Annotated in this window: 8 protein-coding genes; 7 read left to right on the forward strand and 1 reads right to left on the reverse strand. The window is 50.7% G+C overall.

Annotated elements, in window-relative coordinates; all coding sequences use genetic code 11:
- Nucleotides 1-30: 30 nt before the first annotated feature.
- Entirely contained in the window at nucleotides 31-306 is a 276-nt protein-coding gene (locus J1778_RS00390) for a CBU_0592 family membrane protein (RefSeq protein ID WP_120133507.1), read from the reverse strand.
- Between the two features lie 218 nt (nucleotides 307-524).
- Here J1778_RS00390 and J1778_RS00395 point away from each other — a divergent pair, with 218 nt between their 5' ends.
- The 7 genes from J1778_RS00395 to J1778_RS00425 all read left to right on the forward strand — a co-directional run bounded on the left by J1778_RS00395 (nucleotide 525) and on the right by J1778_RS00425 (nucleotide 9,995).
- The gene (locus J1778_RS00395) at nucleotides 525-2,108 is read left to right on the forward strand and encodes an ABC transporter substrate-binding protein (protein ID WP_217171530.1); all 1,584 of its coding nucleotides are present in this window, start codon (nucleotides 525-527) and stop codon (nucleotides 2,106-2,108) included.
- Nucleotides 2,108-3,055, forward strand: coding sequence for an ABC transporter permease (locus J1778_RS00400; protein ID WP_217171531.1), 948 nt, complete (start codon nucleotides 2,108-2,110; stop codon nucleotides 3,053-3,055). Before J1778_RS00395 ends, J1778_RS00400 begins: the two co-directional genes overlap by 1 nt.
- Nucleotides 3,056-3,067: 12 nt before the next feature.
- Nucleotides 3,068-3,895 carry an ABC transporter permease gene (locus J1778_RS00405; protein WP_217171532.1) on the forward strand — a complete coding sequence of 276 codons (828 nt, stop codon included), beginning with the start codon at nucleotides 3,068-3,070 and terminating at the stop codon, nucleotides 3,893-3,895.
- Nucleotides 3,892-5,535, forward strand: coding sequence for an ABC transporter ATP-binding protein (locus J1778_RS00410; protein WP_217171533.1), 1,644 nt, complete (start codon nucleotides 3,892-3,894; stop codon nucleotides 5,533-5,535). Before J1778_RS00405 ends, J1778_RS00410 begins: the two co-directional genes overlap by 4 nt.
- A complete protein-coding gene (locus J1778_RS00415) occupies nucleotides 5,532-7,559 on the forward strand; it encodes a CocE/NonD family hydrolase (protein WP_217171534.1) in 2,028 nt (675 codons plus the stop codon). The genes J1778_RS00410 and J1778_RS00415 overlap by 4 nt, the downstream gene beginning before the upstream one ends.
- 309 nt (nucleotides 7,560-7,868) lie before the next feature.
- Nucleotides 7,869-8,543, forward strand: a complete 675-nt coding sequence (locus J1778_RS00420; protein ID WP_217171535.1) for a hypothetical protein — start codon at nucleotides 7,869-7,871, stop codon at nucleotides 8,541-8,543.
- A gap of 15 nt (nucleotides 8,544-8,558) precedes the next feature.
- Nucleotides 8,559-9,995 carry a PAAR domain-containing protein gene (locus J1778_RS00425; RefSeq protein WP_217171536.1) on the forward strand — a complete coding sequence of 479 codons (1,437 nt, stop codon included), beginning with the start codon at nucleotides 8,559-8,561 and terminating at the stop codon, nucleotides 9,993-9,995.
- The last annotated feature ends 630 nt before the right edge of the window (nucleotides 9,996-10,625 follow it).

Here is a 10,625-nt window from a genome sequence, read left to right on the forward strand (position 1 = left end):
GAGCCAAATAATAATAATCTTATATGTTAATTATATATCAGCCGGCGGGATTTTATTTTTCTCCAGATATCTGCGTTTTCTCGCAGAATTCATACCAATTAATGTAAACAACAACCAGCATGACTGTGAAATACAGGATGCAAGGTTAAAATCATGGCTTAACGAATACAGGCCAAACACACCGCCGATTATATTAAGATAGGCGTAACTGTTAGCATCAACCGCTAGTCTGCGCATCTGAACCAGCGCATAAGCCAGAAGGTAGCAAAACACGCCAATTAAGCCGACAACCGTATGCATTTCCACCGGCCACTTCCCTTTCCAGACAATGATAGCTCAGAAAAATAAAGCTTTTCAGGGTGTTCTGCCGCGCATTTTTCGCATACCCTCATGATAAATTCTCATGCAAGTTCAACAGGGGGTTTTGATATAAATCATCAAGGCAATCCATTGCGCCAATTAGACACACCCGGGGTATTTCGCCTGCACCTATAAAATTCCAGCACGTACTATGGAGATAATTAATGAAAGATAATAATTCCCCTTTGACGAAATTAATGCAGGATGCACAACTTAGCCGTCGCGGTTTTATTACCAGCGCTTCCGCTGTGGGTATTACCAGTGCCTTAGGTTTTTCACCGTTCTCTGCTTTTGCAGCTGAACCTAAAAAAGGCGGCGTATTAAAACTGGGTATGTCAGGTGGAAATACCAGCGACACACTCGACCCGACGTTATTCAGCGACTGGGTGCCCTTAAATCAGGCGTATATGCTGATGAACGGTCTGGTGGAAATTGATGAAAATAACAAAGCCACGCCGGAGCTGTTCTCCGCATGGGAAGCCAAACCCGGTGCCGCCGAATGGGTATTTACTGTTCGCGAGGGCGTGACTTTCCATAACGGCAAGAAGCTCGACGCCGATGACATCCTTTACTCCATCAACCTGCATCGCGGCGACAAATCCAAAAGCGCCATTAAAACCCAGCTGGCGCCCATCAGCAGCCTGACCAAACAGGGCGATAACCAGATCCTCATTACCCTCGACAGCGGTAACGCCGACCTGCCGTATTTGCTGGCGGATTACCATCTGGTGGTGGTACCAAACGGCTTCACTGACTGGTCTCATCCGGTTGGCACCGGTGGCTTTATCTTTGATCAGTACGAACCCGGTGTGCGTTCGCTGTTCAAACGTAACCCGAACTACTGGAAACCGGATCGCGCCTTTGTCGATGCCGTGGAAGTGCTGGTGATCAACGACCCGACCGCACGCACCAACGCCCTGATTTCCGGTCAGGTTCACGCGATTAACCGCGTCGATTTCAAAACTGTCGATTTTCTCAAACGCAGTCCGGCGCTCAACATTGTGCGTTCTTCCGGCGGCCAGCACTTTACTTTCCTGATGGATTGCAGCGTCGCGCCGTATAACAACAACGACGTGCGCATGGCGATTAAACACGGTATCGACCGTCAGAAAATTCTCGACACCGTACTGCGCGGCTACGGCTCTTTGGGCAATGACCACCCTATTCCGAAAACTGACCGTTTCTTCAAACATAGTCTGGAACAGCGCGTTTACGATCCGGATAAATCACAGTTCTATCTGAAAAAAGCCGGTCTGACCAATCTCAAAATCGAGCTGTCTTCCTCTGACGCTGCCTTTGCCGGTGCGCTCGACGCCGCCGCCCTGTTCCAGGGACAGGCGCAAAAAGGCGGCATTCAGGTCAACATCAAACGCCAGCCTGCCGACAGCTACTGGGACGATGTGTGGATGAAAGCGCCGTTCAGCATGGGTTACTGGGGCGGACGTCCGACGGCCGACCAGATGTTCTCCACCGCCTATCAGTCCACCGCCAAATGGAACGACACGCACTGGAAAGATCAGAAGTTTGATGCCCTGCTGTTACAGGCCCGTTCGCTGCTCGATGAAGGGAAACGTGCGGAAATCTACGGCGAGCTGCAAAGTATTGTGCGCGATAACGGCGGTGCGATGATCCCGCTGTTCGGCGATTATCTTGATGCAGCGAGCAAAAAAGTCGGCGGTATCAAGCCACATCCGATGTTCAACTTTATGGGTGGTCGTCTGGCTGAGCGCGTCTGGCTGGAGGCATGATGAAAAAACGGATTTTACAGCGGGTCCTGTTGGGGGTTATCACGCTGTGGCTGGTGTCTGTGCTGATTTTTATCGGCACGGAAATGCTGCCCGGTGATGTTGCGACCGCCATTTTAGGCCAGAGCGCTACACCTGAAACCGTTGCCGCGTTGCGTCTGCAACTCGGGCTGGATGAACCGTCGGTGCTGCGCTATCTGCACTGGCTGGCGGGCATTATGCACGGTGACTTAGGGCATTCACTGGCGAACGGTCGCGCCATCAGTGACGAACTGCTGCCACGTCTGGCTAACACGTTGTTCCTCGCCGGATACGCGGCAGTGATCGCCATTCCGCTGGCAGTAGGTCTGGGTATCGCGTCGGCTATCTGGCGCGGTTCCGTGTTTGACCGGCTGGCCAATACGTTGACGCTTATCAGCATATCGGTGCCGGAGTTTTTCGTCGGCTACATTCTGGTGATCGCCTTCGCCATTCGTCTTACCTGGTTCCCGAGTCTGGCGATGGTCGACAGCAGCTCGTCGTTTATTGACCGCCTTTATGTCTGCACACTGCCGATGCTTACCCTGACGCTGGTGGTGCTGGCGCACATGTTGCGCATGACGCGCGCATCGGTGACGGCAGTGATGTCCAGTCCGTACATTGAAAGCGCAGTGCTCAAAGGTATTCCGCGCTGGCGTATCGTGGTCGCTCACGCCCTGCCGAACGCCCTTGCGCCCATCATCAACGTGGTGGCGTTTAACCTGGCGTATCTGGTGGTCGGCGTGATCCTGGTGGAAGTGGTGTTCGTCTATCCGGGCATCGGGCAATACATGGTGGATGCAGTAACCAAGCGCGACCTGCCTGTCGTTCAGGCCTGCGGTTTGTTGTTTGGCGGCACCTATATTTTCCTCAATACCACCGCCGATTTACTGGCGATCTGGTGCAATCCACGCCTGCGCCATGCGCGCTAAAAGAGGGAACTCATGAACCGATATTTCATTAACATCCCGCTGTCGGCCTGGATTGGCATTGCGATTATTGCGGTGAACCTGCTGGCGGCAATTTTTGCACCGTGGCTGGCTCCGCACAGCGAAACCGAACAGGTCGGCGACATCTGGCTGCTGCCATCCGCTGCCACGCCGTTTGGTACCGACAGTCTCGGGCGCGACATGCTTTCCCGCATCCTGTTTGGCGCACGCACGACCATTGCCATCGCGCTCACCATCACCTTCAGCTCTTTTATTATCGGCATCGTCACCGGCTTTACGGCGGCGATTTACGGCAAATGGGTTGATGTGGTGCTCTCGCGCATCGTTGATACCGTCATGTCGATTCCGGTACTGATTTTCGCGCTGATCGTGTTGTCCGTGATGGGCACCTCTATTCCGGTCCTGGTGCTGACCATCGCCCTGCTCGATGCCACCCGCGTATTCCGTCTCGCGCGGCTGGTGGCGCAGGCGATTGTTTGTCAGGAATACGTTGAAGCCGCACGTCTGCGGGGTGAAGGGTTGCGCTGGGTGCTGTTCAAAGAAATCCTGCCCAACGCCCTGCCGCCGCTGCTGGCAGAGTTCGGTATGCGCTTCTGCTTTACCTTCCTGTTTATCGCGGGCTTAAGCTTCTTAGGATTGGGCATCCAGCCGCCCTACGCCGACTGGGGCAGCATGGTGCGCGACAACGCGCAGGCCATTAATTTTGGTCAGTTTGCCCCGTTGTATCCGGCGGCGGCGATTGCCCTGCTGACGATTGGCGTCAATCTGGTGGTCGACTGGCTGCTGGCACGTAACAGCCTGCCGCATGGAGATGAAGCATGACACGCACGATTTTAGAAATGCGCGGACTGCGCATCGAAACCCTCGACGGTTCACCGCTGGTGCAGGATATTTCCCTGAAGCTGGCGGCGGGCGAAGTGCTCGGCCTGATTGGTGAATCCGGCGCGGGCAAATCCACCATCGGACTGGCAGCGTTAGGCTATGCGCGTCAGGGCTGCCGGATTGCCGGCGGCGAAGTTTTTCTTGATGGCACCGATATCCTCTCTCAGCCTTCCAGCGTAAAACGCGAATGGCGCGGCAGACGCGTTGCCTACGTGGCGCAAAGCGCAGCGGCTTCGTTTAATCCGGCGCTGACCATTGAAAAACAGGTCTGCGAAGGCCCGATCCGCCACGGCCTGATGAACAAAGAAGAAAGCCGCCAGTGGGCGATTTCGCTGTTCCGTTCACTGGATTTGCCGGATCCGGAAAACATCGGCAAACGCTATCCGCATCAGCTTTCCGGCGGCCAGCTTCAGCGCGCAATGGCGGCGATGGCGATGTCCTGTAAACCTGATTTGCTGATCATGGATGAGCCGACCACCGCGCTGGATGTCACCACGCAGATTGAAGTGCTGGTGATGCTGCGCAAACTGGTGCGTGAGTTCAATACCGCCGCGCTATACATCACCCACGATCTGGCCGTTGTCGCCCAGCTTGCCGACCGGATTATGGTGCTGCGTCACGGCAAAGAAGTGGAAACCGGCGACACGCAAACCATTCTGGAAAATCCGCAGCAGGAATATACCCGCAGGCTGGTAGCGGAGCGCGAACAGGCGCTGACGCCGCTGGCTGACGGTCATGAATCTGCCGGTCAGCCGCTGCTGACAATGCGCAAGCTGAGTACCGGCTATAACGGTAAACGGGTGGTACATGACGTCAGCCTGCAACTGCCGCGCGGCAAAACGCTGGCGATTATTGGCGAATCCGGCAGCGGGAAAAGTACACTGGCGCGGGCGCTGGTCGGCTTGCTACCCGACACCGAAGGCAACGTGGATTTCGACGGCATTCAGCTTTCGCACAGTTTCCACCAGCGCAATAAAGAAACGCTGCGACGCATGCAGATGATTTATCAGTTGCCTGACGTGGCGCTGAATCCGCGTCAGACCTTACTGGATATTATCGGCCGCCCGCTGACATTCTATTTTGGGATGAACAAAAAGCAGGTTCGCGAGCGCGTAGAAGAGTTACTGCGTCTTACAGAACTGCCGGTCAAACTGATTGACCGCCGCCCAGGCGAACTGTCCGGCGGGCAAAAACAACGCGTTTGTATCGCCCGCGCACTGGCTGCGCAACCCGAACTGATTATTTGTGATGAGGCCACGTCAGCGCTCGATCCGCTGGTCGCGGAAGAAGTGCTGAATCTGCTGCGCCGTTTACAGCAACAGCTCGGGCTGTCGTACCTGTTTATCACCCATGATCTCGGCACGGTGAAACGTATCGCCCATCAGGTGGCGGTGATGTACCAGGGCCAGGTGGTCGCCAGCGGCGACACTGACGTGGTCTTCAGCGCGCCAATGCACAGCTATACCGAAAAACTGCTGACCTCCGTACCCGAAATGCGCACCAGCTGGCTGGACGACGTTCTCGCCCTGCGCGGCGCTGCACATCCGCCGGCAGCCATTCCTTCGACAGGAGTCTTATGAGCACCAAACGCATCGTGACTGAATTCCCTCACGCCGTCACCGTGACCGAACATGTGTGGATCCCGCTGAGCGATGGCACGCGCCTCGCTGCCCGCCTGTGGCTGCCGGATGATGCCGAACGCCAGCCAGTACCGGCCATTCTCGAATACATTCCCTATCGCAAACGCGACGGAACCCGCACCCGGGATGAACCTATGCACGGTTTCTTCGCCGGAAACGGCTATGCGGTAGTACGTGTGGATATGCGCGGCAGCGGCGAATCCGACGGATTGCTGGCCGACGAATATCTGTTGCAGGAACAGGACGACGCGCTGGACGTTATTCAGTGGATCACCGGACAATCCTGGTGCAGCGGCAACGTCGGTATGATGGGAAAATCCTGGGGCGGATTTAACGGCCTGCAGGTTGCCGCCCGCCGTCCTGCCGCGCTGAAAGCCATCATTACCGTCTGTTCCACCGATGACCGTTACCGCGATGATATTCATTATAAAGGCGGTTGCCTGCTCAACGACAATCTCTGGTGGGGCGGCATTATGCTGGCGTACCAGAGCCGTCCTGCCGACCCCGCACTGGTCGGCGAAAGCTGGTATACAGACTGGCTGAACCGTCTGGAAAACATGCCGTTCTTCCCGGCGCTGTGGATGGAACATCCGCTGCGCGATGAATACTGGCAACACGGATCGGTGTGCGAAGACTGGTCTGCCATCCAGTGTCCGGTGATGGCAATCGGCGGCTGGGCAGACGCCTACAGCAACGCGGTATTCCGCCTGATGGACAATCTGAAAGTACCACGCCGCGCCATACTCGGCCCCTGGGCGCATATCTATCCGCAGGACGGCACACCGGAACCGGCGATAGGTTTCTTGCAGGAAGCCGTGCGCTGGTGGGATCACTGGCTGAAAGGCGAAGACAACGGCGCGATGGAAGGCCCGATGATCCAGACCTGGTTGCAGGACAGCCAGCCGCCGTCGGCGATGCGTCCGGTCAGCAAGGGAGAATGGGTAGGATTTGATCGCGGCACCGCCAGTAATATTCATCACAGCCCGCGCTGGCTGACACGCGGTCAGCTTAATACCCAGCCGGACGTCGATGCAGGTGTTATCAATATCTCTTCACCGCAGAATCACGGTCTGATGGCCGGTGAATGGATGGGAGCAGGCGTGCCCGGTGAAATGCCGCCGGACCAGCGTGTCGATGACGGCTTGGCGGAAATCTTCGACGGCGAACCGCTGGCAGAGCCGTTGACCATTTTCGGTTTCCCGGAATTCACCGTCGAACTGAGCAGCGATAAACCGGCTGCAATGCTGTATGTCAGGCTTTCAGACGTTTCGCCCGACGGCGCAGTGAATCGTGTGACTCACGGCTGGCTGAACCTTTCCCATCTGCACGGTCACGATAAATTTGTCCCGCTGATCCCCGGTCAGAAAGTCAAAGTACCGGTACAGCTTGATGGCATTGCGCACCGCTTTGCTACGGGTCACCGGATGCGTATCTCGCTGGCGACCACTTTCTGGCCGATGATCTGGCCGATGGCAGAAGCCGCGACGCTGACGTTAGATTTGCACAGCGCGCAGCTCAGTCTGCCGGTGTGCGAGCAGCCGCTTTCGATTGAGGGGCCGATTAAAGAACCGCAAAGCGCAGCGCTGACGCCGCAAACCGTGCTGTCGCCAGGGCGCGTGGATCGCAACATCACTTACGATTTCCTCACCGACAGCTGGACCAGCGTGACCAATGGCATGGGTGGCGTTTTCGGCGAAGGGGTGTACCGCTTCGATGATATCGACACGACGGTGGATCACAATCTGCGCCGGGAACTGACGGTCAGCAACAGCGATCCCTTGTCTGCCCGCTATCTGCTGACGCAGACCATGAAAATGGGACGTGAAGGCTGGTGGATGGAAGCTGAAATCACCCTCGAACTGCGCAGCGATCTGACGCACTTTATCGTCAGCGGCGATATGGTGGTCAGCCTGAACGGCGAGGAAGAGTTCACCAAATACTGGCACGAGAGGATTGCGCGATAGTTTTTTGCTTCCGCAACCTGTGATTTTGCCTTGCTCCTCCACCTGCGAAGGGGGAGGAGAGTCTACGCATCATTTTAAATATTATGGACATTAATTTTCTATTATGAATTTATATCCTCTTTTTTATCCAGCAAATAACTCTTATACAAAATAATTTCTGTTTTGAAAAAAGAGCACAAATAATTCAAGCCTTATTCGAAACAACAATTCACTGGATAAATTTTACTCATTTAATTAATTGAAGTTTTGCATTATTCCCGTATAAAATATAGGCGTATATTATCGTTTTCTCAACGAACGGTAATCATTATGCCTCACACGACAAAGCGTCTCTACTTCTATGCTCCCGGTGATCATTTCCATCTTGCCCCTCTTGATATGTTTGTTGTGGCAAAAAAATCAGTCAGAGAAAACGGCATTCACTGGCTGGAACCCGTCTGGTCAACAGGCCCAACTCCCGATAAAAAAGGTTTGTTGTTATTCACTTCTAAACTGGATGCTTTGATATATACCTTCATATTAAATAAAGGGGCAACAGAGGATTGGAATGTTTACCCTTTCAATGATGTCAGCGTGACTGAAATGATGATTGATGTAGCTCCACTGGCAGAGACATATTCAATATATATTGCATTCGGTTTCAGCGTAGATAGCAAAGAGTCTCTTATATTCACCAGCGGTGGTTTACGAACCAGAAGTTTTATGCAAGCTTTCAAAATAGAAAAAGAAAGCTCTGCTTTATCTCCAATTACGCTGAAATTTGAAAACACACTTTTTCAACAAATAAATGATTACTGGAAAGATTATTACGCTGATTATTGTGATGAAATAAAAAAACAAAACGCATTAGACAGTGCGTATTTAATGCAAGTTGCCCATACTGCCATTGATAAAATTGAAAGATCTAAAAATGAGAAAATAAACGATTTTGATTGTATTTCGCATTACTCAATTAACAAAGAAAAATGGATCACTTCATACTGAAAAGGATAAATAAGCATGGCAATGATCGGATATTTTATACGTCTTGGTGATAAAACCTCATGCGGCGGTAAAGTGGTAAGTGCATCAAGTCATATTATACATCACGGACTAAATTTAGCTCGTGTAGGAGATAAAGTGACATGCGGTAAAAACGAAGGTGTTTTTAATCTGTTTGGTGGAATACAAAACTACACTTGCGATGGTATTCCTTGTATTGGCACACTTGAAAGTTTCGCCGGTTGCCCATGTCGATCTAGATTATTCGCAAGCGAATTTTCATCCAGTTACTTTCCTGAACCGCCGAGAATGGCGTCACAGAAAACCACTGTCAATGAACCTGAGCAACATGCACAGGCGGCAAAGAAACAGGTTGCTGAACCAGCACCAGCGCCAGCGCCAGCGCCAGCACCTTTCAAGCAAGAGGAAAAAGTCCCACGAGTGCCGGTGGACGCAGGATTCTGTATTGTTGACCTACCAGCGAATGTAAAAGATTTTGGTGACTATTTATTTTATAACCCGGTAGCAGGTGCAAGAGAATTATACGATACACTCAACGGCAGTGGGCCTATAAAACCAGCGTCTATTCTTTTATTAGTTGACCCCGATAAACAAGATCCACAACAAATTGAAACTTTGAAGAAAGCAAAAGCAAAAGTTGATACTGCACTAAGTGATTTGACTATGGAGGAAGCCAGTTTTTTACATAAACATAAAGATACGATTGATATATTTATGGCTGTCGGAAATAAAGGGTTTGGGGTGGCATCTGAAATAGGCCAAAAATGTTTTGAAGAAATAGAAAAAATATTAGTAGACATAGAAAAAACTTATCAGAACGCTTTTAGAACGAGCGGTGCATTAATCGGACAACAATTTTACGTACAGAGAGCAATTCAGTTTAAAAAGTTAAATTTGATATTGAATAGTTTTATGAAAGACAAATTAGGTATGGCTCAGTACAATGATTTAAGAAAAGCATTAGGGCTTTCAAGTAGAAGTATTATGCACCAATGGACTCAAACAGGCATAGGCAGCATTGAAGGATACGCATCATATATTGAGAAATCTGCTAATCTTATAAAAGCCATGAAAAAACTTGGTTACATAGGGATAGCTTTTGATTTAGGTAGTACCACTAACAAAGTCTATGATGCTTGCACCATCGGCAGAGAAGCAGATTGTACTAAGACAGCTTTCACAGAATATGGTGCTCTTACTGGTTCTGTGGGAATGTCCGCTGCTATTGGCCCAGCTGTTGGTGGACTCTCTACAACTGTGTGTATGTTTGCATTGGGATTAGTAACCGCAGAAGTTGGGGGATCTGGAGCACTTTTATGTGCCGCAGTCGGTGTTACAGGGGCGATAGTTGGTGGTGAATTTGCGGGTTCACTAGGTGGCGAGTTGGGAGGGAGTATAGGCAAAGGAATATATGAGGTTATATATAGTGAATGAGTATTTACGCAATGCCGTATTAATATCACTCTTTATTAATTGTGTAGTTTATATTTTGATTACATATAGAAACGAAAAAATGTACATGGGTATTTGTGAAATTTTTCGTGCTGTCAGTCACACCACAAATGATGACTATTGTTTTAAATATTTCAACTTTAATATTACCTTTTATTATGTACCAACTAAGAAAATCATATATGTATATTTCCCACTAATATTTAAGAAAACCGTTTCGACAAACAAATCAATTCCAAAAGAATGGTATATATTTATCAATTCATTGCCAAACTCTAAAAAAGCATGGCTATATTTTGAGATATTTTTATTAAAAATGTCTGGAATTTTGATGGTGTTACTTGTCGCATTGTGGATGCAAGGATAAAAAAAGTGCGGAATATTCCCGCACCTTTTTTCTGCCTTTTAGGTAGTGAACTACAATTATGATCAACAGATTGTAAAATCGTATTGCAGACTTCTAAGCTGCCTGTACGGCAGTGAACAGTTGAGTTTTAAGGTTTATGCTTTGAACTGCAAGAGATTATCCCTGTTTTTGCAGAAAACCCTCTTTTTTGTGCGGCGCGTGTGATTCATTAAAATCAAAGAGTTAGCGACAGGCCGAAAAAAGGG

The organism is Rahnella bonaserana (assembly GCF_019049675.1).
Lineage (GTDB): Bacteria > Pseudomonadota > Gammaproteobacteria > Enterobacterales > Enterobacteriaceae > Rahnella > Rahnella bonaserana.

What these genes read in the sequence shown, in the direction of transcription:
- J1778_RS00395 (WP_217171530.1), top strand. Translation starts at nt 525, where the DNA reads ATGAAAGATAATAATTCCCCTTTGACGAAATTAATGCAGGATGCACAA.
- J1778_RS00400 (WP_217171531.1), top strand. Translation starts at nt 2,108, where the DNA reads ATGAAAAAACGGATTTTACAGCGGGTCCTGTTGGGGGTTATCACGCTG.
- J1778_RS00405 (WP_217171532.1), top strand. Translation starts at nt 3,068, where the DNA reads ATGAACCGATATTTCATTAACATCCCGCTGTCGGCCTGGATTGGCATT.
- J1778_RS00410 (WP_217171533.1), top strand. Translation starts at nt 3,892, where the DNA reads ATGACACGCACGATTTTAGAAATGCGCGGACTGCGCATCGAAACCCTC.
- J1778_RS00415 (WP_217171534.1), top strand. Translation starts at nt 5,532, where the DNA reads ATGAGCACCAAACGCATCGTGACTGAATTCCCTCACGCCGTCACCGTG.
- J1778_RS00420 (WP_217171535.1), top strand. Translation starts at nt 7,869, where the DNA reads ATGCCTCACACGACAAAGCGTCTCTACTTCTATGCTCCCGGTGATCAT.
- J1778_RS00425 (WP_217171536.1), top strand. Translation starts at nt 8,559, where the DNA reads ATGGCAATGATCGGATATTTTATACGTCTTGGTGATAAAACCTCATGC.